This window comes from Citrobacter sp. Cpo109 (assembly GCF_030332565.1).
Lineage (GTDB): Bacteria > Pseudomonadota > Gammaproteobacteria > Enterobacterales > Enterobacteriaceae > Citrobacter > Citrobacter portucalensis.
The window spans coordinates 18,401-40,780 of the sequence record NZ_JAOWHQ010000022.1; the positions used below are offsets into that span (position 1 = coordinate 18,401).

A 22,380-nucleotide genomic window follows, 5' to 3' on the forward strand; every position below is an offset into this window, starting at 1 on the left:
GAATGAAAATTCTGATTGTTGAAGACGATACGTTGTTATTACAGGGACTGATACTCGCCGCGCAAACAGAAGGCTATGCCTGCGACGGCGTATCAACGGCCCGTGCAGCGGAGCAATGTCTGGAAACCGGACATTACAGTCTGGTTGTTCTGGACCTGGGTTTACCGGATGAAGACGGCCTGCATTTCCTGAACCGGATCAGGCAGAAAAAATACACCGTGCCGGTGCTTATTCTCACCGCCCGTGACACGCTCAAAGATCGGGTCAGCGGGTTGGACGTGGGCGCCGATGACTATCTGGTCAAACCGTTCGCACTGGAAGAACTGCACGCCCGCATCCGGGCACTTCTGCGTCGCCACAACAATCAGGGTGAAAGTGAATTAATTGTCAGCAATCTGACGCTGAATATCGGTCGTCGCCAGGTGTGGATGGACGGACAAGAGGTTATCTTGACGCCGAAAGAATACGCACTCCTGTCACGCCTGATGCTCAAAGCGGGCAGCCCGGTACACCGGGAAATTTTGTATAACGACATCTACAGCTGGGATAACGAACCGTCGACCAATACGCTGGAAGTGCATATTCACAATCTGCGCGATAAAGTCGGTAAATCACGCATCCGCACGGTCAGGGGATTTGGCTATATGCTGGTCGCCACTGAGGAAAGCTAAGTGAAACCGCTGCAATATCTAAAACAACCGCTCCCGCTTCGTCATCGCCTGATGTTGACGATTGGTCTTATTCTGCTGGTCTTTCAGTTGATTAGTACCTTCTGGTTGTGGCACGAAAGTACCGAACAAATACAGTTATTCGAACAGGCGCTACGCGAAAATCGTAATAACGATCGCCACATCATGCATGAGATCCGCGAGGCTATCGCCAGCCTGATCGTCCCCGGCATCTTTATGGTCAGCCTGACGTTGCTGATTTGCTATCAGGCGGTACGACGAATAACCCGCCCGTTGGCAGATCTGCAAAAAGAGTTAGAAGCGCGAGCAGCCGATAACCTGGCCCCAATTGAAATTCACAGCTCAACCGTTGAGATTCAGGCCGTTGTCTCAGCGCTCAACGAGCTAGTGACACGGCTGACCAGCACTATTGAAAACGAACGCTTATTTACCGCCGATGTCGCCCACGAACTGCGTACACCGCTGTCAGGCGTTCGCCTGCATCTGGAATTATTATCCAAAACCCATAAGGTCGACGTTACGCCGTTAATTGCCCGCCTTGACCAGATGATGGACAGCGTATCGCAACTGCTGCAACTCGCCCGCGTCGGACAGTCGTTTTCAGCCGGGAGTTACCAGAATGTCAAACTGCTGGAGGACGTTATTCTGCCCTCCTACGATGAACTCAACACCATGCTGGACCAACGTAAACAGACGCTGCTCCTGCCACAAAGCGCGGCGGACGTTGTTGTGCGTGGCGATGCTACGCTGTTGCGGATGCTGCTACGAAATCTGGTGGAAAACGCGCATCGTTACAGCCCGGAAGGCACCCATATTACGATTATCCTGAACACCGAGCATGATGCCGTCCTGGCCGTCGAAGATGAAGGGCCGGGCATTGATGAAAGTAAATGCGGGGAGTTAAGTAAAGCATTCGTCCGAATGGACAGCCGTTTTGGTGGGATTGGGCTGGGGCTGAGCATTGTCAGTCGTATCACCCAGTTACATCAAGGGCATTTCTATCTGCAAAATCGCCAGGGAGCCAGCGGCACTCGCGCATGGGTGGAATTGGCGAAAAATCAGTAAGAGCTCACCCACACATACAAAAAGCTGCTAACAATCAGCACACTGCATACGGTGGTCAAACTTTCATAAATACGGGTTTTCATGACACTCTCCTCCGAAACTATGGAGGAGAGTTTGCCTGACACAGATTAAGCCAACCTTAAGTTGATATCATAAGACACCTAATCCGGCCTACTGAGTACAACGCTGCCCGTAGGCCCGATAAGCGTAATGCCATCAGGCATTAACACGAATGTCCAGGCCATGCGCCGGATGGCGGCTAGCGCCTTATCCGGCCTACGAAAGTACAACGCTGCCCGTAGGCCTGATAAACGTAGTGCCATCAGGCAATAACACCGTTACTCTTCAATACGCGGATGCTGCTGCACCAGACGCGTGCGCTTAACCTGTAACTCAGCAATTTCCTGATCGATATCTTCGATTTTCTGTTCAATGTTATCGTAGTGTTCGCCGAGGATCTCTTTCGCTTCCTGAATATCCGAAGCAGCAGGTGTCGCGCCTTTCAGCGGCTGATTAGCCGTCTCTTTCATGGTCACGCCGGTAATCAAACCTACTACCGCAATCACCATCAGATAATAAGCAGGCATCATCAGATTCTGCGAGCTTTCCACCAGCCATGCGGCCAATGTCGGAGTCAGACCGGCGATTAATACCGAGATATTAAACGCGGCGGCCAGCGCACTGTAGCGAATATGCGTCGGGAACATCGCTGGTAACGTTGACGCCATCACCCCGGTAAAGCAGTTGAGGATCACCGCCAACATCAACAATCCGGCGAAAATCAGGCCGATGACGTTACTGTTAATCAGAATAAATGCCGGAATCGCCAGCACAAACAGCGCAATACTGCCCATGATCACAAACGGACGACGCCCGAAACGGTCGCTGAGCAACCCCATAATCGGCTGCACAAACAGCATACCAATCATGATGGCGATAATAATCAACACGCCGTGGTCTTCAGAGTAATGCAGGTTATGCGACAGATAGCTCGGCATATAGGTGAGCAGCATGTAGTAGGTGACGTTGGTGGCAATCACCAGACCAACACATGCCAACAGGCTGCGCCAGTGCTTAGTTGCAATCTCTTTAAACGAGACCTTAGGACCTTCCTGCAGACCCTGACGATCGCCCTGCTCCAGTTTATCCACGTGCTGCTGGAACGCCGGCGTCTCTTCCAGCGCATGGCGCAGGTACAGACCAATCAGCCCTAACGGTAGCGCCAGGAAGAACGGAATACGCCAGCCCCACTCAAGGAAGTTATCCTCGCCGACGATAGTTGAGATCAGGACCACCACGCCCGCGCCCAGCACAAACCCGGCAATCGAGCCGAAGTCCAGCCAACTGCCCATAAATCCGCGCTTACGGTCTGGCGAGTACTCTGCGACAAAAATCGATGCCCCGGTATACTCTCCGCCGACCGAGAACCCCTGCGCCATCTTACACAGCAACAGCAGAATCGGTGCCCAGATACCAATTGAGGCATACGAGGGAATAAGACCGATACAGAAGGTACTGATCGACATAATCACAATGGTGATAGCGAGTATCTTCTGGCGACCATATTTATCGCCAAGCATACCGAAGAACAATCCGCCAAGCGGTCGAATCAGAAAGGGAACAGAGAAGGTGGCGAGTGCGGCAACCATCTGCACGCTGGGGTCAGCCCCCGGGAAGAACACTTTACCTAATGCGTAAGCAACAAATCCATAAACACCAAAATCGAACCACTCCATCGCATTACCTAACGACGCTGCGGTAATGGCTTTTCGCAATTTACCGTCATCAATGATGGTAACGTCGCGCAGCGTTATTGGTTTTATTTTTTTCCTTTTTAGCATACTCGTCCTCATAGACTTAGCCCTGTCACGCTCCAGTTCGAGTCCCCCAACGCCCATGCGTCAGGGTCATCATCGAGCGGGGAACGCACAGGCGCATTCCCTGTAACAAGCGTAGCAGGTTTACTTACACTGACGAGAAACGCACAGTACAACCGAACCTGTTGACGCCTGATTGGGCGGTTAATGACCTCTTTACCCTAACAGCGTTTAAATTTGTGATCAACTTCACATATAGTTTTTCATTTCGTCAACATGCGTAAATTAGGTCATTCTTAGTCAGCTTTTTTACATGTAATGCTTGCGATTTAATGACAATTAAATACAAAAATAAATCGCTTTATTGCACCAACAATCACAGCGGTCACTATTATTCTGCTAGCAAAAAAACCACCTAATCCCTTCACAAAAAGATCACAGCTTTTTTAATAATCAGAGCGACCGAGAACTTTTGCTCGGAATATGTGATGAAGATAACTAAAACATCGTTTTATTTTGATTGAATCAATGTTCCCATGAATGCAAACTAATTCCAGACGCAATATCCCTGGGAGCAGCAACACGCTCAACGTATGCCGCGTTAGATTTTATAAAACAAAGAGATAGCGATTTTCTTTGTTAAGAAACACCAGTAACCATTTGAATTTATTAATTTTTACCCTCTTGCGCGAGTTTTAGCAGCGACAAGACATGAGGACGTTTATGAAAATTAAAGCCACGATTGAACGCATCCCCGGCGGAATGATGTTGATTCCTCTGTTATTAGGCGCAGTGTTAAATACGTTAGCCCCGGATACCGGTGCGTATTTCGGTTCGTTTACCAAAGGAATGATCAGCGGAACGGTACCGATTCTGGCAGTGTGGTTTTTTTGTATCGGCGCATCTATTGATTTACGGGCGACCGGTACGGTATTACGCAAGTCCGGTACGCTGGTAATAACCAAAATAGCCGTGGCGTGGGTAGTGGCAATGATTGCTGCTTCATTTATTCCTGATACCGGTATTCAAACCGGGTTCTTTGCAGGCCTCTCAGTTTTGGCAATTGTCTCCGCAATGGACATGACCAACGGTGGTTTGTACGCCAGCCTGATGAACCAGTACGGCACCAAAGAAGAGTCCGGCGCATTTGTGTTGATGTCTCTGGAATCCGGTCCGTTAATGACCATGGTGATCCTCGGCTCCGCGGGTCTGGCCTCCTTCGAGCCACACCATTTCATCGGCGCGGTATTACCGTTCCTGATTGGTTTTACGTTGGGCAACCTGGATCACGACCTGCGTTCTTTCTTCAGCAAAGCCACACCGGTGCTGATCCCGTTCTTCGGCTTCGCGTTGGGTAACACTATTAACCTGAGCGTGATCGTTGATACCGGTCTGCTGGGTATCCTGCTGGGTGTCGCGGTTATCGTCATCACCGGTATTCCGCTGATTATTGCTGACCGTGTTATTGGTGGCGGGAACGGTACGGCAGGCGTCGCAGCCTCCTCTGCAGCAGGTGCTGCGGTAGCAAACCCGGTGATTATCGCCCAGATTAACCCGGCGTTCGAACCGGTTGCCGCATCCGCTACGGCGCTGGTTGCCGCCAGCGTAATTGTCACCGCCATTCTGGTGCCGATTATCACCGCGCTGTACGCCAAACGTTTTAATAAAAACCTGGTCGCCAACGAAGCAGTGGCCACCCCGGCAGACTCTCTGCACCACTAAACCTGCCTTTATCCTACTCACCAGCCCTGCTCAATTGACGAGCAGGGTCGGTGCAAAAATCTCCTCAACCATCGCATCGACCAGCCGCTTTGCCGAACACAATCGCGGCATTCCCAGCGCCACATTTTGCCAACGCTGCGTCACCGACCAGCTCACAGGATGACGTTGCGCATCGCACCAGCTCCCCAGCCAGCTCAGCATATCGTTATACTCGCCCGATCCGCCGACAGCTGGCGTGCTGAGCCAATGATGATAGTAATGACGCGTAGCGGGCGCTGCATTCACGCTGTCCGCCAATGCCTGAGCAGCCATGGTTCGCAGGTTGTCTTTTAGCATTAACACCACATCGGCATTCGCTAACCGGCAGGCATCACCAAAAGCTCCCCAACGTAGCTCCTCCAGCGCGACAAAACAGCGTCCTGGTAACGACCAGCCGTCATACGCGCCAGCCCGCCAGCGGGTAAAAATTTGTTCGCTATGCTCGCCCGCCTGAACCGTCAGGCCGCGCTGGGTCAGCGCCTTCTCTTTATACGCCGCGCGTTGGGTAAACCAATCAGTCAGTGAATTTATTTGCTGTAAAAGACCGGGGGTTGAAAGCCCACGCGGGTGTTCTGTTTGTTGCAAAAACATTAGCCCTTCGGCGATCCGTACCAGCGCCAGATGACCCGGGTCAATCATGCCTGCCAGCTTCTCCACCAGCTTAAGGCGCATCACCAGATGTTCGCTGGACACTCCTGCCATCACCCACGCACGCAGTTGCGTCTGGGATAACACTTCCTGCGTCAGACGCGCGCGCAGCCGCTGCTGCTGCTGCAGAAAACCGCCGAAACGTTTGGTTTCATCTCCCTGAACCAGATCGACCATAAACTTCGGGTAGACACACTCCAGCGTCCTCCCGGGGCCTTCCAGTAAAACGTTAGTCATGTGTGCTCGGTTGCAAAAAGGGTATTGATATCGTCACGCAGCAAACGGGAATCTTCATAAAGCCATGCCGCAATCGTAATGCGCTGCTGCAATTGCTCATTCATTGCATTCACCGCGGATTCATTTTGTTGGCGTAGCGTCAGACTCTCACTCAGACTCGCCTGCAATTGCGCCAGGCACAGAGAGAAATCAGCAAAAAATGTGGCCATGCCAGCCGTAACGGAAATATCGACCTGGGCAGCTAAAGCTTTACGAATTTGTTGGCAAAACTGGGAGACGTACTGCACAAGGCTCTTATGCAATGCGCCCATATCTATGAGATAACGCGTTTTTGTTTCGACGTAATCATTCCATCCCCAGTTGGGTTGATTTAGCCAACGAGAGAAAGTGTCACGCACCACACCGCCAGTAGACGGCGCATTTTCTGCCGGAATATCCTGCTCAATGGCCTCGTTAAACAATTGGCGGGTATTGAAATTAAACATCGCCGTATGGAACGCTGGAAAACGGATCCGCGCACGAAAACCGGCGTGGTTTAGCTCCTCTTTCACCCTTTGTTCAATTGGCCGCATCGCGTCATTTAGCGCCCGGGAGAGCGTCGACTCAAGCTGTTCAAAACGCAGGGCTAAGTCCCGGCTGATGCTTTCCTGCGCCGCCAGCAATACCCCCTCACAGGACGAGCGTATTTTATCTAACACAATTTTCGCCTGCCCTTCATCATGCAGCACCAACATTTCTCCGGTCATTTCTGCCGTATTCACAGCATTCCCCAGACCGTGTTGTGACATCATCAGGACGTTTTCTTTGACAAAGAACGTGTTGATCCCGCAAAGAATCTCGGTTTGTTGCTCACTGAGATAGGCAGCAGCAGCCTCCAGCGCCAGTTCTACTTCATGGCTGACTTCATCGCTTACCCGCCCCTGGCTCACTTCTAACTGCTGCATATCCTCTTCAATATGCGTGATGTTCAGCCGCAGTTTGTCATAGGCGACCGTTAACCCATGGGCGCGAAATTCCAGATATTCGTGCACGCTTTGTGCATAGTTCAATAACTTATGTGACGCTGAGCGAAGCGCATACAGCGAAGCATTAGCATAAGCGGCATGGATCACTTTCTGGATCGGCTGTTCAAACAGCGAGTCTTCCCACAACAGGTCGGCGGCATGGCGGATGTGTTCCGTATCGTCAAGATCAGTGGTACGCCAGCGTCTACCAAGGGCCGCTTCGGCAAAATCCTGCACCCAACGTTGCTCCTGATGATCCGGCAGTCGCCCGCGCGTCGTCAGCTCATGACGCGCCCTGTTTGCCAGATAGCCCCACATTGAGGAGACCGGATAAATTCTTTCAGGGGAGATTCCGCCTTGCATCAACGTGCCGGAAATCAACGCCCGCACCTGTTCTTCATCATCACTGTTGCGGTCTTTCTGATCGAATTTATTGACCAGCGCATATAACGGCACTGACTTGCCGACCGCCATAATCGCCTGACGCACTTCCTCATCGGAAATCGATTTCAGTTGGGTGTAATCCAACACCGCCAGCACAGCAGAGGCCCGCACCAGCTGTTCATTGAGCATTTTTTGTAAGTGCGGTTGTCCCGCCTCGTTCGGCCCCGGGGTATCCAGCAGCGTTAATTGCCCTGGGTAGCTTGCCTGTCCGGCCAAATGGACAAATTCAACCTCAATAACCGGAATATGCTCAATCGCGGCATAGGCGGCAAAAGGAAAATCAACGTCCAATGCTTTTGACAGGCGCACCAGGTCGTTGAGGCTTTTAAGGCAATGGAAAATAGGCTGTGCACCAAGATAATACCGTTCAAATGCCACACCATTTTCAATATGTTGCAGCAGAACATTCATATCCTTGTCAATTTCCAGGGTCTGCGTAAGACGCAGGCGATCGCACTCGCGCACGCGCTGCTGCAAAACCTTCATTAAGGCATCGATCGGCGCGACATGTGAAAAATGCAGCACCGGCTCTTTCTGCCCCGGCGTATGGCGTATTAGCGTTGGTAACGCCGTCATGGGGCGATTACGATTAGGTAAAACTTCTGTACCTACAATCGCGTTAATCGTCGTCGATTTTCCCGCTTTCATCGTGCCAACAATCGCCAGCACCATTTCCAGACGCGTAATCTTGCGCAGCTCATTATTGAGCGTTGCTTGCTGGACATCCATGCCACGCGCGCTGAAATGCAGGGGCTGAACAACCTGACTGCTATGCTCTCCTTGTTTTAGCGCGACATCATCCAACGAGGTCACGGGCAATTTTTGCAATTGCCTGAGATGTTCAAGCGAGAGCATCAGCAAGCGTTCCGCTTCCTGACTTAATTCATATATTGTCTGTGTGTGCATGGAAAATTTTTCCTTAACGCAAATGGCATTGCTTTTATTTAGCCCAATCGTTTTATTTATAGATTTTTTGGCTTTTATAATTACGTATAGAAATAATTAAAATCAAAACAACCAATTGATATTATTAAAATAAATTTGGTGTATAACCGCTGGCCTGATGCCTCTCACTTATGAAAATAAGTAAGAAAGATAAACAGCGTAGTTCAGTTTTAAAAAATGCCAGCGGAATCCCCCTACTAAATTTAAGGGGTTCAATGATATTCAATCACAATGACTTAGGCATTTCTAAGCAATGTTACCTATGAATATCAGATATTTCGCCTCACCTTATCTTAAATATCTAAGCGTAGCAATTTCCCTTAAAAAATATTCCGCCATACTTTCATTGAGGTGAAAGCAGAGGGTCTTTACAGCAGATCATTTTGCGTAATCACGCAGTAGTCCCGACAAAAGCAGGGATTTTATGTATAATTGCGGCCTTTTTCGGCAATCTGCCATTTTTTGGGCGCATTTGCCCCTGCTGACTTTTGAGGAAATCCACATGTCATTACCACACTGCCCGCAATGCAACTCCGAATACACTTACGAAGATAACGGCATGTTCATCTGCCCGGAATGCGCTCACGAATGGAACGATGCTGAACCGGCGCAGGACAGCGACGAACTGATCGTTAAAGATGCCAACGGCAACCTGCTGGCTGACGGCGACAGCGTTACCGTCGTGAAAGATCTGAAAGTAAAAGGTAGCTCTTCCATGCTGAAGATCGGTACCAAAGTGAAAAACATTCGTCTGGTTGAAGGCGACCACAACATCGATTGCAAAATCGATGGCTTTGGCCCAATGAAGCTGAAATCTGAGTTTGTGAAAAAGAACTGATGCAATTTGCCTGATAGCGCGACGCTAATCAGGTCAACACCAGCTCTTCTGCCAGGCGGGAAGCTCATACTTCCCGCCTGGTTTATTTTTGCAGACGCTAACTACACTTAATTGGCTTCTTTTACCTGAGGTAAAGATTATGCCGTTAAGTCCCTATATCTCCTTTGCAGGCAACTGCGCTGACGCTATCGCCTACTATCAAAAAACGTTAGGCGCTGAGCTACTCTACAAAATCAACTTCGGTGAAATGCCCAAATCGGCGCAGGATAGCGAAGATGGTTGCCCTTCAGGCATGAAATTCCCCGATACCGCCATCGCCCACGCCAACCTGCGCGTTGCGGGTAGTGACATCATGATGAGCGATAGCGCCCCGGGCGGAAATGCTCACTACTCTGGCTTTACGCTGGTGCTCGACACGCAAAACGTCGATGAAGGCAAACGCTGGTTTGATAACCTGGCAGCAAACGGAAAAATCGAAATGGACTGGCAGGAAACCTTCTGGGCCCACGGTTTCGGTAAAGTGAGCGACCAGTATGGCGTGCCGTGGATGATCAACGTCGTCAAACAACAGCAACCCCCTACAGAGTAATCCAACGGGAGGCCAGCCCTCCCGTACTGTCATCAAATAGCGCTCAACTCTTCATCGTCGAGTAACCATCCCTTAACGAAAACGTCACATTAATCCGCCACGATGGGGCCACTTTTTTAGGGAGGCCGCATCATGCAAACGATTATTCGCGTCGAGAAACTCTCCAAGTCCTTCAATCAACATCAGGCGCTCAATGCGGTTGATCTGAACATCTGTTCCGGTGAGATGGTGGCTCTGCTTGGGCCGTCTGGCTCCGGCAAATCCACCCTTTTACGTCATTTAAGCGGTTTGATCACCGGTGATAAATCCCCCGGTAGCCGCGTCGACCTGCTGGGCCGCACCGTTCAACATGAAGGCCGCCTGGCGCGCGATATCCGCAAAAGCCGCGCCCACACCGGCTACATCTTCCAGCAGTTCAATCTGGTGAACCGCCTGACGGTGCTGGAGAACGTCCTGATTGGCGCGCTCGGCAGCACGCCATTCTGGCGTACCTGTTTTAGCTGGTTTAGCCAGGAACAAAAACAGCGTGCATTACAGGCGCTGACCCGCGTGGGCATGGCGCACTTTGCATACCAGCGCGTTTCCACGCTTTCGGGCGGTCAGCAGCAGCGTGTCGCAATCGCCCGCGCACTGATGCAGCAAGCCAAAGTGATCCTCGCCGACGAGCCGATAGCCTCGCTGGACCCGGAATCCGCCCGCATCGTGATGGACACCCTACGCGACATAAACCAGACCGACGGCATCACCGTGGTCGTCACGCTGCATCAGGTGGATTACGCCCTGCGCTACTGCGAACGCATCGTCGCGCTGCGCCAGGGCAACGTCTTCTTTGATGGCAGCAGCCAGCATTTTGATAACGATCGTTTTGACCATCTCTACCGCAGCATGAACCGCGTCGAACAGAACGCGCAGGCTGCCTGACATCCCCACAATGAGGAATGGAAATGAGTTATAGAACAATTGCCGCGCTGGCCTTCACCAGCATGTTTAGTCTCAGCACACTGCTCACTCCGGCCCATGCCGAAGAGCAGGAAAAAGCGCTGAACTTTGGCATTATTTCGACCGAATCACAGCAAAACCTGAAGCCGCAGTGGGAACCGTTCCTGAAGGACATGGAAAAATCACTGGGCGTGAAAGTGAACGCCTTCTTCGCCCCGGACTACGCCGGGATCATCCAGGGAATGCGCTTTAACAAAGTTGATATCGCCTGGTACGGCAACCTCTCGGCAATGGAAGCGGTGGATCGCGCTAACGGACAAGTGTTTGCCCAGACCGTCGCCGCCGACGGATCCCCGGGTTACTGGAGCGTGTTGATCGTTAACAAAGACAGTCCGATCAATAACCTGAACGATCTGATCGCTAAACGTAAGGATCTGACCTTCGGCAACGGCGATCCTAACTCAACGTCAGGCTTCCTCGTCCCCGGCTACTACGTCTTCGCCAAAAACAACATCTCCGCCAGCGACTTCAAACGCACCGTTAACGCCGGACACGAAACCAACGCGCTGGCCGTCGCCAACAAGCAGGTCGATGTCGCCACCAACAACACCGAAAACCTCGACAAGCTGAAAACTTCCGCGCCGGAAAAACTGAAAGAGCTGAAGGTTATCTGGAAGTCGCCACTGATCCCGGGCGATCCGATCGTCTGGCGTAAAAACCTTTCCGAAACCACCAAGGACAAGGTGTACGACTTCTTTATGAATTACGGAAAAACACCGGAACAGAAAACCGTACTGGAACGCCTGGGATGGGCACCGTTCCGCGCCTCCAGCGATCTGCAACTGGTGCCGATTCGCCAGCTGGCGCTGTTTAAAGAGATGCAGGGTGTGAAGGACAACAAAGGGCTGAACGAGGAAGAGAAAACCAGCAAAACCTCGGTGCTGAAAGCGCAGCTCGATGACCTTGACCGTCTGACCGCCGCACTGGGCGCTATGACCAGCGTCACCAAAGCGGTGCAGTAACCCTGGTGCCCAAATTGTAGGCCTGATAAGCGCAGCGCCATCAGGCAATGCAAAGGATTACATGCCGGATGGCGGTGCCAGCACCTTATCCGGCCTACAACAGACCCGAAACATCGACACCCAGGAGCTAAACATGCAAACCATCACCGTCGCCCCGCCCAAACGTAGCTGGTTCTCGTTGCTGAGCTGGGCCATTCTTCTCGCCGTACTGGTAGTCTCGTGGAAAGGTGCCGAAATGGCTCCGCTCACGCTAATCCAGGATTCCGGCAATATGGCGACCTTCGCCGCCGACTTCTTCCCGCCGGACTTCAGCCAGTGGCAGGACTATCTCGGTGAAATGGCCGTCACTCTGCAAATTGCCGTCTGGGGTACCGCCCTCGCCGTTGTGCTGTCGATCCCCTTCGGCCTGATGTGCGCCGATAACCTGGTCCCGTGGTGGATTTACCAGCCGATGCGTCGCCTGATGGACGCCTGCCGCGCCATCAATGAAATGGTCTTCGCCATGCTGTTCGTGGTCGCCGTCGGGTTAGGCCCATTCGCCGGGGTGATGGCACTGTTTATCCACACTACCGGGGTACTCTCCAAGCTGCTTTCCGAAGCAGTAGAAGCTATTGAGCCAGGTCCGGTAGAAGGCATTCGCGCCACCGGTGCCAACAAAATTGAAGAGATTCTGTACGGCGTTCTGCCACAGGTCATGCCGCTGCTTATCTCCTACTCGCTGTATCGCTTTGAATCCAACGTTCGCTCGGCCACGGTGGTCGGAATGGTGGGTGCAGGCGGTATTGGCGTGACCTTATGGGAAGCGATTCGCGGCTTTCAGTTCCAGCAAACCTGCGCCCTGATGGTGTTAATCATCGTCACCGTCAGCCTGCTGGATTTTCTTTCCCAGCGTTTGCGTAAGCACTTTATCTGATTAGCGAGGCATTGATTGCTATGCACTTGTCTACACATCCGACCAGTTATCCAACGCGTTATCAGGAAATTGCCGCGAGACTTGAGCAGGAGCTACGTCAACATTATCGCTGCGGTGACTATCTGCCCGCCGAGCATCAGCTTGCCGCGCGCTACGAGGTAAACCGCCACACCCTGCGCCGCGCCATTGACCAGTTGGTTGAACGCGGTTGGGTTCAGCGTCGTCAGGGCGTCGGCGTGCTGGTGCTGATGCGCCCGTTCGATTACCCGCTTAATGCCCAGGCGCGCTTTAGTCAGAATCTGCTGGACCAGGGCAGCCATCCCACCAGCGAAAAACTGCTGGCGGTGCTGCGTCCGGCCTCCAGCCACATTGCCGATGCGCTCAGCATAAACGAGGGCGATAACGTGATTCACCTGCGCACCCTGCGCCGGGTTAACGGCATCGCACTGTGCCAGATCGACCACTATTTTTCCGACCTCTCGCTGTGGCCGCTGCTGCAAGGCTTCAACAGCGGTTCGCTGCATGACTACCTGCGCGAACAGTCCGGTCTGAGGCTGCTACGCACGCAAACGCGCATCAGCGCCCGCCGTGCGCAGGCCAAAGAGAGCAAGGTGCTGGAAATCCCCAATATGGCGCCGCTGCTGTGCGTGCGCACCCTGAACCACCGTGAAGGCGAAGAACACGCGGCGGAATACTCCGTCAGCCTGACCCGCGCCGACATGATCGAATTCACTATGGAGCACTGAATGCATTTCGATACCGCCACCCGCCAGCGCTGGATGCGCGCGCTGGCATACAGCAATGCCGATGCCCTGAACGCCCGCATCACCGCGCTCAAGCTGACGCCGGACTATGAACTTATCCGCGCTCCGGAAAGCGGACTGATGCAGATCCAGGCCCGTATGGGCGGTACCGGCAACCGCTTCTTTGCCGGTGACACCACCCTTACCCGCGCAGTGGTACGCCTGAAGAGCGGCACGCTGGGTTACAGCTACCTGCTGGGACGCAATAAACAACATGCCGAGCAGTGCGCGGTGATTGACGCACTGCTGCAGGAACAAACGCATTTCCAGAACCTAATGGAAACCTTAATTGCCCCGCTGGAAGCGGAACGCGATGCGCTGATTAACGCACGCCGTGCCGAAGTCAACGCCAGCCGGGTCGACTTCTTCACGCTGGTACGCGGAGATAACGCATGACCTTACAGACCGCTTTTAATTTACCCGTTCAGGATGCTCAGCAGAGCTTTCGTCGCCTGCTGAAAGCCATGAGCGAACCGGGCGTAATCGTCGCCCTGCATCAACTGAAACACGGCTGGCAGCCGCTGGGTCTGGCGACCACCAGCGTGCTGCTGACCCTGGTCGATGGCGACACGCCGGTCTGGCTGGCGCCGTCGATGGATAACGATATTGCCCGCCAGAACCTGCGTTTTCATACCAACGCGCCGCTGGTGGATCAGCCGCAGCTGGCGGCCTTTGCCGTCACCGACGAGCGCATCAGCAGCGAACAGCTTAACGCCCTCTCCGCCGGTTCAGCCGTCGCGCCAGAGACCAGCGCCACGCTGATTGTGCAGGTCGCAGGCTTAAGCGGCGGACGTATGCTGCGTCTGACCGGTGCGGGCATTGCCGAAGAGCGCATGATCGCGCCACAGCTGCCGGAATGCCTGATTCACGAACTCACCGAACGCCCGCACCCGTTCCCACTGGGGGTCGATTTGATCCTCACCTGCGGCGAACGCCTGCTGGCTATTCCGCGAACCACCCATGTGGAGGTGTGCTGATGTACGTCGCCGTCAAAGGGGGCGAAAAGGCGATAGCCAACGCCCACGCCCTGCAGGAAAACCGACGCCGGGGCGATGAGACCATTGCTGAACTGAGCGTGGCACAAATCGAACAGCAGATGAACCTGGCCGTTGACCGGGTGATGACCGAAGGCGGCATCGCCGACCGCGAACTGGCGGCGCTGGCGCTGAAGCAGGCCAGCGGTGATAACGTCGAAGCCATCTTCTTGCTCCGCGCCTACCGCACTACGCTGGCAAAAGTGGCGGTCAGTGAACCGGTTAACAGTGCAGAAATGCGCCTTGAGCGCCGAATCTCGGCGGTCTACAAAGATATTCCCGGCGGGCAACTGTTGGGACCAACCTATGATTACACCCATCGCCTGCTGGATTTTACCCTGCTGGCCAATGGCGAAACGCCGTCTCTGCGCAGCGCAGACGGCGCGCAGGATGCCTCCCCACACGTCTTTTCCCTTCTGGCCAACCAGGGACTGGCAAAGCGTGAAGAGGATGATGGCGCGACACCCGACGACATCACCCGCACGCCGCCGGTTTACCCCTGCTCACGTGCTTCACGTCTGCAACAGCTGATGCGCGGCGACGAAGGCTATCTGCTGGCGCTGGCCTACTCCACTCAGCGTGGTTACGGGCGCAACCACCCGTTTGCCGCCGAAATCCGCAGTGGCTATGTGGCACTGGAAACCGTACCAGAAGAGCTGGGATTTGCGGTGAACGTCGGCGAACTGCTGATGACCGAATGCGAAATGGTTAACGGGTTTGTCGCGCCAGAAAATGAATCCCCCCATTTTACCCGCGGCTACGGGCTGGTGTTCGGTATGAGCGAACGTAAAGCGATGGCGATGGCGCTGGTGGACCGCGCCCTACAGGCAGCCGAATACGATGAAACGGTCACAGGACCGGCGCAGGACGAAGAGTTCGTGCTGGCGCATGCGGATAACGTCGAGGCGGCGGGTTTTGTTTCGCACCTCAAACTTCCCCATTACGTCGATTTCCAGGCCGAACTGGAACTGCTCAAACGCCTGCAACAGGAGGCCACCCGTGACCACTAACCTCTCCGGCTACAACTTTGCCTATCTTGATGAGCAGACCAAACGCATGATCCGCCGCGCAATTCTGAAAGCGGTGGCAATCCCGGGTTACCAGGTCCCGTTTGGCGGACGTGAAATGCCGATGCCCTACGGCTGGGGAACCGGCGGTATTCAGCTTACCGCCAGCGTGATTGGCGAGCCGGACGTGCTGAAGGTGATTGACCAGGGCGCAGACGACACCACTAACGCCGTGTCGATTCGTAATTTCTTCAAGCGTGTGACCGGAGTGAATACCACTGAGCGTACGGAAGATGCGACGCTGATCCAGACCCGCCACCGCATCCCGGAAACACCGCTGGTGGAAGATCAGATAATCATCTTCCAGGTACCGATCCCTGAGCCGCTGCGCTTTATCGAACCGCGTGAAACGGAAACTCGCACCATGCACGCGCTGGAAGAGTACGGCATCATGCAGGTGAAACTGTATGAAGATATCGCCCGCTTCGGCCATATCGCCACCACTTACGCCTATCCGGTGAAGGTCAATGACCGCTACGTCATGGACCCGTCGCCCATCCCGAAATTCGACAATCCAAAGATGGACATGATGCCGGCCCTGCAACTGTTTGGCGCTGGCCGCGAAAAGCGTATCTATGCCGTTCCACCTTACACCCGCGTGGAAAGCCTCGATTTCGACGATCACCCGTTTACCGTGCAGAGCTGGGATGAGCCTTGTGCCATCTGCGGCTCAACCCACAGCTATCTCGATGAAGTGGTGCTCGATGACACCGGCAAACGCATGTTTGTCTGCTCCGACACCGACTACTGCCGCCAACAGAGCGAGGCCCTCAGCAAATGACGCAACCGCTGCTTTCAGTCAACAACCTGACCCATCTCTACGCGCCGGGCAAGGGCTTCAGCGATGTCTCTTTTGACCTGTGGCCAGGCGAAGTGCTGGGCATCGTCGGCGAGTCCGGTTCCGGCAAAACCACGCTGCTGAAATCGATCTCTTCACGGCTGACGCCGCAGAGCGGTGAGATTTTGTATCAGAACCGTTCGCTGTACGGCATGAACGAGGCCGACCGACGCCGTCTGCTGCGCACCGAATGGGGCGTGGTGCATCAGCATCCGCTGGATGGCCTGCGCCGTCAGGTCTCCGCAGGCGGCAATATCGGCGAACGCCTGATGGCCACCGGCGCGCGTCACTACGGCGACATCCGCGCCACCGCTCAGCGCTGGCTGGAGGAGGTAGAGATCCCTGCCTCGCGTATCGACGATCTGCCCACCACCTTTTCTGGCGGCATGCAGCAGCGCCTTCAGATTGCCCGCAACCTCGTCACCCATCCCAAACTGGTGTTTATGGACGAACCTACCGGCGGGCTGGACGTTTCCGTACAGGCCAAACTGCTGGACCTGCTGCGCGGCCTGGTGGTGGAACTGGATCTGGCGGTAGTTATTGTCACCCACGATTTGGGCGTCGCGCGCCTGCTGGCCGACCGTTTGCTGGTGATGAAGCAAGGTCAGGTGGTGGAAAGTGGGTTAACCGATCGCGTGCTCGACGATCCGCATCATCCATATACCCAGTTGCTGGTGTCGTCGGTGTTGCAGAACTGATTTTTTGTTGTGCCGGATGGCGGCTATGCCTTATCCGGCCTACGGAACGGCATCGCTTGTGCCGGATGGCGGCTACGCCTTTTCCGGCCTACGGAGCGGCATCGCTTGTGCCGGATGGCGGCTATGCCTTATCCGGCCTACGGAGCGGCATCGCTTGTGCCGGATGGGGGCTACGCCTTATCCGGCCTACGGAACGGCATCGCTTGTGCCGGATGGCGGCTACGCCTTATCCGGCCTACGGAGCGGCATTGGTTGTAGGCCTGATAAGCGAAGCGCATCAGGCAATCGAACGCAAAAATGTCTAAAGAGGCTAAAAATGAACGCGATCCGCGTTGAAAATGTCAGTAAAACCTTTGTCCTGCATCAGCAAAACGGCGTGCGTCTACCGGTGCTGCAAAACGCCACTCTGGACGTTAAAAGCGGCGAATGCGTGGTGCTGCACGGTCACTCGGGCAGCGGCAAATCCACATTGCTACGTTCGCTGTACGCCAACTACCTGCCGGATGAAGGACGCATCCACATCCGCCACAGCGATGAATGGGTCGATCTGGTGCAGGCCCCGGCGCGCAAAGTACTGGAGGTTCGCCGTTCAACCATCGGCTGGGTGAGCCAGTTCCTGCGCGTGATCCCAAGGATTTCCGCGCTGGATGTGGTGATGCAACCGCTGCTGGATCTGGGGGTCTCCCGTGAGGAGTGTGCAGCCAAAGCAGCTAACCTGCTTACCCGCCTGAACGTGCCGGAGCGGTTGTGGCACCTGGCGCCGTCGACCTTTTCCGGCGGCGAACAGCAGCGCGTCAACATCGCTCGCGGGTTTATCGTCGATTACCCAATTCTGCTACTTGATGAGCCTACCGCCTCGCTGGACGCCAAAAATAGCGCCGCCGTCGTCGCATTAATTGAAGAGGCGAAAGCCCGCGGCGCAGCAATTGTCGGCATTTTTCACGATCAAACCGTGCGCGACCACGTCGCGGATCGTCTGCATCTGATGGGAACAACAGCATGATTATCAATAATGTAAAGCTGGTGCTGGAAGATGAAGTGGTGCAAGGATCGCTGGAAATCGAAGGCGGGGTCATTCGCGCATTTGCTGAAAGTCCGAGCAGCCTACCTGAGGCGCTGGACGGCGAAGGCGGCTGGCTGCTACCAGGGCTTATCGAGCTGCATACCGATAATCTCGACAAATTTTTCACCCCGCGCCCAAAGGTAGACTGGCCTGCCCACTCGGCGATGAGCAGCCACGACGCGCTAATGGTCGCCAGCGGCATTACCACCGTACTGGACGCGGTGGCAATTGGCGATGTGCGCGACGGCGGCGACCGTCTGGAAAATCTGGAGAAGATGATCAATGCGGTCGAAGAGACGCAAAAGCGCGGGGTCAATCGCGCCGAGCATCGCCTGCACCTGCGCTGTGAGCTGCCGCATCACACTACCCTGCCGCTGTTTGAAAAACTAGTCAGCCGCGAGCCGGTAACGCTGGTGTCGCTGATGGATCACTCGCCAGGCCAGCGTCAGTTCGCCAATCGCGAGAAGTACCGCGAGTATTATCAAGGCAAGTATTCGCTCACCGACGAGCAGATGGCCCGCTATGAAGAAGAACAGTTAGCGCTGGCGGCGCGTTGGTCACAGCCCAATCGCACGGCGATTGCCCAGATGTGTCGTGAGCGCCAGATTGCGCTGGCGAGCCATGATGATGCCACCCATGATCATGTGCTGGAATCGCACCAGCTTGGCAGCGTGATCGCCGAATTTCCCACCACCTTCGAAGCGGCTGAAGCCTCGCGCCAGCATGGTATGAACGTGCTGATGGGCGCGCCCAACATCGTGCGCGGCGGTTCTCACTCCGGCAACGTAGCGGCGCATAAGCTGGCTGAGCTGGGGCTTTTGGATATTCTCTCCTCCGACTACTATCCCGCCAGCCTGCTCGATGCGGCGTTTCGCGTAGCGGACGACGACGCCAACCGCTTTACGCTGCCACAGGCCATTCGTCTGGTGACCCGCAATCCGGCACGGGCATTAAATCTCGACGATCGTGGCGTTGTTGCCGAAGGCAAACGCGCGGATCTGGTGCTGGCGCACCGCAAAGGCGGCAACATCCATATCGATCACGTCTGGCGTCAGGGCAAAAGGGTATTCTGACTATGGGTAAACTGATCTGGCTGATGGGGCCATCCGGCTCCGGTAAGGACAGTCTGCTGGCCGAACTCCGCCAGCAGGAACCGGCGCAACTGCTGGTGGCGCACCGTTACATCACCCGCGCCGCCAACGCCGGGAATGAAAATCATATTGCGCTGAGCGAACAAGAATTTTTTACCCGCGCCGGGCAGAACCTGCTGGCGCTGAGCTGGCACGCCAATGGCTTCTACTACGGCGTTGGCGTGGAGATTGACCTCTGGCTACACGCCGGTTTTGATGTGGTGGTCAACGGCTCGCGTGCACATCTGCCCCAGGCGCAGGCCCGTTACGGCACATCTTTACTCCCCATTTGCTTACAGGTTTCTCCGGCAATTTTACGCCAGCGCTTGCAGGCTCGTGGACGGGAGAGCGAAACGGAAATCGCCGCCCGCCTTGAACGCGCAGCCCGCTACGCCCCGTATGACTGCCACGTCCTGAACAACGATGGAAGTTTGCTACAGTCTGTCGATACACTACTCACACTGATGGGACGCAAGGAGAAGAAACATGTCTGTCTGTGAATTACGCCGCGCCACGCTATACGATACCGATGCGGTTTACGCGCTTGTCTGTGAGTTGAAGCAGGGCCAATTCGATCTGCAGGCCTTTAGCGCTGGCTACGCCGCAAATCTGCAAGATCCCAATATGCACTACCAGCTGGCGCTGCTCGACGGACAGGTCGTCGGCTTGATCGGTCTGCACCTGCAGTTTCATCTGCACCACGCCAACTGGATTGGCGAGATTCAGGAACTGGTGGTGATGCCACTGGCACGAGGGTTAAGGGTCGGCAGTCAGTTACTGGCCTGGGCCGAAGCCACCGCGCGCGAAGCGGGCGCAGAAGTCACCGAACTTTCCACCAGCACCCAACGCCTTGACGCACACCGTTTTTACCAGCGTGAAGGCTATACCATGAGCCATTTTCGCTTCACCAAACCGTTGTAGGGGGAGCCATGAGTCTGACCATTACGCTGACGGGAACGGGCGGCGCACAGCTAGTGCCGACATTTGGCTGCGACTGCGCGGCCTGCCAACGAGCACGCTTACAGGCACAATACCGTCGACGCCCATGTAGCGGGGTGGTCAAGTTCAATAATGCGGTGACGCTGCTGGACGCGGGGATCCCGCATCTGATGGACGACTGGCCGGCGGGCAGCTTCCAGCAGTTTCTGCTGACCCATTATCATATGGATCATGTACAGGGATTGTTTCCGCTACGTTGGGGCGTGGGGACGACCATCCCGGTGTACGGTCCGCCGGATGAACAGGGTTGCGACGATCTGTTTAAGCATCCCGGCATCCTCGATTTTAGCCATACCGTGGCACCGTTCGTGGTGTTCGACCTGCAAGGATTGCAGGTAACACCGCTACCGCTCAACCATTCAAAGCTGACGTTTGGTTATCTGCTGGAGACCGCACATAGCCGCGTGGCGTGGCTCTCCGATACCGCCGGACTTCCCGACAAGACGTTGAAGTTTCTCCACAATAATCAGCCTCAGGTGATTATCATCGACTGCAGCCATGCCCCGCGCGCCGAGCCACCGCGCAATCATTGTGATTTAAACACCGTTATCGCATTGAACGACGTCATCCGCTGCCCACGAGTGATCCTGACGCACATCAGCCACCAGTTCGACCTGTGGATGATGGAAAATCAGCTTCCCGCTGGGTTTGAGGCAGGATATGACGGAATGGAGATTGTTCTGGAGTAACAGCTAACGATCGTAATCTTCTTCCATTCTGCGTTCGTCGTCTTCTAACTGACGCCGTTCCTGATCGAGCTGGCGCTGACGGTCATCCAGTTGGCGACGTCGATCTTCAAACTGGCGGCGGCGATTGTCATATTGCCTGCGCCGGTCGTCACTCATCTGGCGCTGCCAGCTTTCATCACGGGAGTCATCATAATCCCGCCCGTTGTCCGGTTTGTATGCGTCGTTAATCGCCTGCTGAATATTACCAATGGCGTCATCAATAATATCCGCCTGCGCTGACATGGTGGTCAGTGACAGCAAGCTAAACAATAAAAGCATGGGATAACATTTCATAAGCCAGACCCGAAGTTGAACTGGCTTTACGTTAGTCAACGCAGAAAAGAAGGTGTAGCGGAGGAATCTCAAACTCGATAGGACGCCCCTGGCTCCATCAACTGGTAAGCGCGTTGTTTTTCCTCTGCCACCAAAACAACACCGTGGCATTTTGTATCTGGTGACATGCTCCATATCCGCTCTTCTGGGATACATCCCCCATCATATATAACTTTCGAACCATCATACGGCCAGAATGCGTTTTGCTCCGTGTCCAGGATAAAAACTGAGATGTATTCAGACTCACGCGCAATTTTCTGCCAGAGCATTTTCCCGCCATCATATTGCTCAAAATCGCTAATCAGCGTTACACCACAGCGCAAAATCAGTGCTTCATACAGGCGCGTCGCCAACCCTTTATCTCGTTCGGACGGATTAACACATATCCCTTCTATCTGAAACACAGACGCCTCTTCCCAACATCGTTCCACCGTTAAAATATCGTTGTCCAGGTAGGGTTTACGCTGCAAATCCAGTGCAGCAAGAACCCGATGGCGAGGCACGCCATTAAAAATCTCAATATCAGCTTCAATGATTGCTGCGCGTGGAGTTTGCCTGTCATAAATAACCAGCAGAATACGCCCGGAAAGCTCAAACGTATCCACCACCTTAAACGAGCGGGCGACGGCCATCGGGCTATACGTTGTCGGCATCACAATCATCTGCGAATCACCTCTTGTTAGTACTGGCATAATTCCTTTTATATCCTAATCGGGCTGTGTTTGCTCAGATTAGCATCACCCGTTTGCTCCCTGGTCTTGATGAATTCCTAATCT

The 22,380-nt window shown here is 54.5% G+C and carries 26 protein-coding genes; 20 read left to right on the forward strand and 6 right to left on the reverse strand.

Annotated features, from left to right (window positions below):
- Window positions 1–2: 2 nt before the first annotated feature.
- Window positions 3–671, forward strand: coding sequence for a two-component system response regulator PmrA (gene pmrA / locus OGY71_RS00380; protein ID WP_003826748.1), 669 nt, complete (start codon window positions 3–5; stop codon window positions 669–671).
- Between the two features lie 9 nt (window positions 672–680).
- On the forward strand, window positions 681–1,754 hold the full coding sequence (pmrB, locus tag OGY71_RS00385) for a two-component system sensor histidine kinase PmrB (protein ID WP_126957405.1): 1,074 nt from the start codon (window positions 681–683) through the stop codon (window positions 1,752–1,754).
- Here the strand turns inward: pmrB and pmrR are convergent.
- Entirely contained in the window at window positions 1,748–1,837 is a 90-nt protein-coding gene (pmrR, locus tag OGY71_RS23120) for an LpxT activity modulator PmrR (RefSeq protein ID WP_003826741.1), read from the reverse strand. The genes pmrB and pmrR overlap by 7 nt on opposite strands.
- A gap of 255 nt (window positions 1,838–2,092) precedes the next feature.
- Window positions 2,093–3,595, reverse strand: a complete 1,503-nt coding sequence (gene proP / locus OGY71_RS00390; RefSeq protein WP_003826737.1) for a glycine betaine/L-proline transporter ProP — start codon at window positions 3,593–3,595, stop codon at window positions 2,093–2,095.
- A 699-nt stretch (window positions 3,596–4,294) separates the two neighbouring features.
- Here proP and kdgT point away from each other — a divergent pair.
- Complete coding sequence (gene kdgT / locus OGY71_RS00395; RefSeq protein WP_003826735.1) at window positions 4,295–5,293, forward strand: 2-keto-3-deoxygluconate transporter; 999 nt, start codon at window positions 4,295–4,297, stop codon at window positions 5,291–5,293.
- Between the two features lie 30 nt (window positions 5,294–5,323).
- On the opposite strand, the gene OGY71_RS00400 is transcribed toward kdgT, so the two are convergent.
- On the reverse strand, window positions 5,324–6,217 hold the full coding sequence (locus tag OGY71_RS00400) for a diguanylate cyclase regulator RdcB family protein (RefSeq protein WP_149335881.1): 894 nt from the start codon (window positions 6,215–6,217) through the stop codon (window positions 5,324–5,326).
- Entirely contained in the window at window positions 6,214–8,571 is a 2,358-nt protein-coding gene (gene crfC / locus OGY71_RS00405) for a clamp-binding protein CrfC (RefSeq protein ID WP_149335880.1), read from the reverse strand. Before crfC ends, OGY71_RS00400 begins: the two co-directional genes overlap by 4 nt.
- 541 nt (window positions 8,572–9,112) lie before the next feature.
- Between crfC and OGY71_RS00410 the strand changes: the two genes are divergently transcribed.
- The 17 genes from OGY71_RS00410 (at window position 9,113) to phnP (ending at window position 21,232) form a co-directional block, all read left to right on the forward strand.
- Window positions 9,113–9,448, forward strand: coding sequence for a zinc ribbon domain-containing protein YjdM (locus tag OGY71_RS00410; RefSeq protein ID WP_003031835.1), 336 nt, complete (start codon window positions 9,113–9,115; stop codon window positions 9,446–9,448).
- Window positions 9,449–9,587: 139 nt separating this feature from the next.
- Window positions 9,588–10,037 carry a VOC family metalloprotein YjdN gene (gene yjdN, locus OGY71_RS00415; protein ID WP_218667680.1) on the forward strand — a complete coding sequence of 150 codons (450 nt, stop codon included), beginning with the start codon at window positions 9,588–9,590 and terminating at the stop codon, window positions 10,035–10,037.
- A gap of 132 nt (window positions 10,038–10,169) precedes the next feature.
- Window positions 10,170–10,958 (forward strand): phosphonate ABC transporter ATP-binding protein, encoded by a 789-nt coding sequence (phnC, locus tag OGY71_RS00420; protein WP_149335879.1) that lies wholly within the window; start codon window positions 10,170–10,172, stop codon window positions 10,956–10,958.
- Between the two features lie 23 nt (window positions 10,959–10,981).
- The gene (gene phnD / locus OGY71_RS00425; protein WP_003826724.1) at window positions 10,982–11,998 is read left to right on the forward strand and encodes a phosphonate ABC transporter substrate-binding protein; all 1,017 of its coding nucleotides are present in this window, start codon (window positions 10,982–10,984) and stop codon (window positions 11,996–11,998) included.
- Window positions 11,999–12,131: 133 nt separating this feature from the next.
- Window positions 12,132–12,911, forward strand: a complete 780-nt coding sequence (gene phnE / locus OGY71_RS00430) for a phosphonate ABC transporter, permease protein PhnE (RefSeq protein WP_016155398.1) — start codon at window positions 12,132–12,134, stop codon at window positions 12,909–12,911.
- A gap of 20 nt (window positions 12,912–12,931) precedes the next feature.
- A complete protein-coding gene (gene phnF, locus OGY71_RS00435; RefSeq protein WP_063941252.1) occupies window positions 12,932–13,657 on the forward strand; it encodes a phosphonate metabolism transcriptional regulator PhnF in 726 nt (241 codons plus the stop codon).
- Window positions 13,658–14,110 carry a phosphonate C-P lyase system protein PhnG gene (gene phnG / locus OGY71_RS00440; RefSeq protein ID WP_008786958.1) on the forward strand — a complete coding sequence of 151 codons (453 nt, stop codon included), beginning with the start codon at window positions 13,658–13,660 and terminating at the stop codon, window positions 14,108–14,110. It abuts the gene before it with no gap.
- Window positions 14,107–14,691: a phosphonate C-P lyase system protein PhnH gene (phnH, locus tag OGY71_RS00445; protein ID WP_193134925.1), complete on the forward strand. Its 585-nt coding sequence runs from the start codon at window positions 14,107–14,109 to the stop codon at window positions 14,689–14,691. Before phnG ends, phnH begins: the two co-directional genes overlap by 4 nt.
- A complete protein-coding gene (locus OGY71_RS00450) occupies window positions 14,691–15,758 on the forward strand; it encodes a carbon-phosphorus lyase complex subunit (RefSeq protein ID WP_003826713.1) in 1,068 nt (355 codons plus the stop codon). The genes phnH and OGY71_RS00450 overlap by 1 nt, the downstream gene beginning before the upstream one ends.
- Window positions 15,759–15,804: 46 nt before the next feature.
- Complete coding sequence (gene phnJ / locus OGY71_RS00455) at window positions 15,805–16,596, forward strand: alpha-D-ribose 1-methylphosphonate 5-phosphate C-P-lyase PhnJ (protein ID WP_049259807.1); 792 nt, start codon at window positions 15,805–15,807, stop codon at window positions 16,594–16,596.
- Window positions 16,593–17,351, forward strand: coding sequence for a phosphonate C-P lyase system protein PhnK (gene phnK, locus OGY71_RS00460; protein WP_003844769.1), 759 nt, complete (start codon window positions 16,593–16,595; stop codon window positions 17,349–17,351). The genes phnJ and phnK overlap by 4 nt, the downstream gene beginning before the upstream one ends.
- Window positions 17,352–17,416: 65 nt before the next feature.
- Window positions 17,417–17,656: a hypothetical protein gene (locus tag OGY71_RS00465; RefSeq protein ID WP_286586891.1), complete on the forward strand. Its 240-nt coding sequence runs from the start codon at window positions 17,417–17,419 to the stop codon at window positions 17,654–17,656.
- An 11-nt stretch (window positions 17,657–17,667) separates the two neighbouring features.
- Window positions 17,668–18,354 (forward strand): phosphonate C-P lyase system protein PhnL, encoded by a 687-nt coding sequence (gene phnL / locus OGY71_RS00470; protein WP_286612622.1) that lies wholly within the window; start codon window positions 17,668–17,670, stop codon window positions 18,352–18,354.
- The gene (gene phnM, locus OGY71_RS00475) at window positions 18,351–19,487 is read left to right on the forward strand and encodes an alpha-D-ribose 1-methylphosphonate 5-triphosphate diphosphatase (RefSeq protein ID WP_126957331.1); all 1,137 of its coding nucleotides are present in this window, start codon (window positions 18,351–18,353) and stop codon (window positions 19,485–19,487) included. The genes phnL and phnM overlap by 4 nt, the downstream gene beginning before the upstream one ends.
- 2 nt (window positions 19,488–19,489) lie before the next feature.
- Window positions 19,490–20,044: a ribose 1,5-bisphosphokinase gene (gene phnN, locus OGY71_RS00480; RefSeq protein WP_008786953.1), complete on the forward strand. Its 555-nt coding sequence runs from the start codon at window positions 19,490–19,492 to the stop codon at window positions 20,042–20,044.
- The gene (phnO, locus tag OGY71_RS00485; protein ID WP_286612623.1) at window positions 20,031–20,465 is read left to right on the forward strand and encodes an aminoalkylphosphonate N-acetyltransferase; all 435 of its coding nucleotides are present in this window, start codon (window positions 20,031–20,033) and stop codon (window positions 20,463–20,465) included. Before phnN ends, phnO begins: the two co-directional genes overlap by 14 nt.
- Before the next feature lie 8 nt (window positions 20,466–20,473).
- Entirely contained in the window at window positions 20,474–21,232 is a 759-nt protein-coding gene (phnP, locus tag OGY71_RS00490) for a phosphonate metabolism protein PhnP (protein WP_257662322.1), read from the forward strand.
- 3 nt (window positions 21,233–21,235) lie between these two features.
- Here the strand turns inward: phnP and yjdP are convergent, their stop codons facing one another.
- Together yjdP and OGY71_RS00500 are read right to left on the reverse strand one after the other, a co-directional pair.
- Window positions 21,236–21,565, reverse strand: coding sequence for a DDRRRQL repeat protein YjdP (gene yjdP / locus OGY71_RS00495; protein ID WP_003826698.1), 330 nt, complete (start codon window positions 21,563–21,565; stop codon window positions 21,236–21,238).
- Window positions 21,566–21,633: 68 nt separating this feature from the next.
- The gene (locus tag OGY71_RS00500) at window positions 21,634–22,266 is read right to left on the reverse strand and encodes a GNAT family protein (RefSeq protein WP_063941245.1); all 633 of its coding nucleotides are present in this window, start codon (window positions 22,264–22,266) and stop codon (window positions 21,634–21,636) included.
- Window positions 22,267–22,380: the final 114 nt, after the last annotated feature.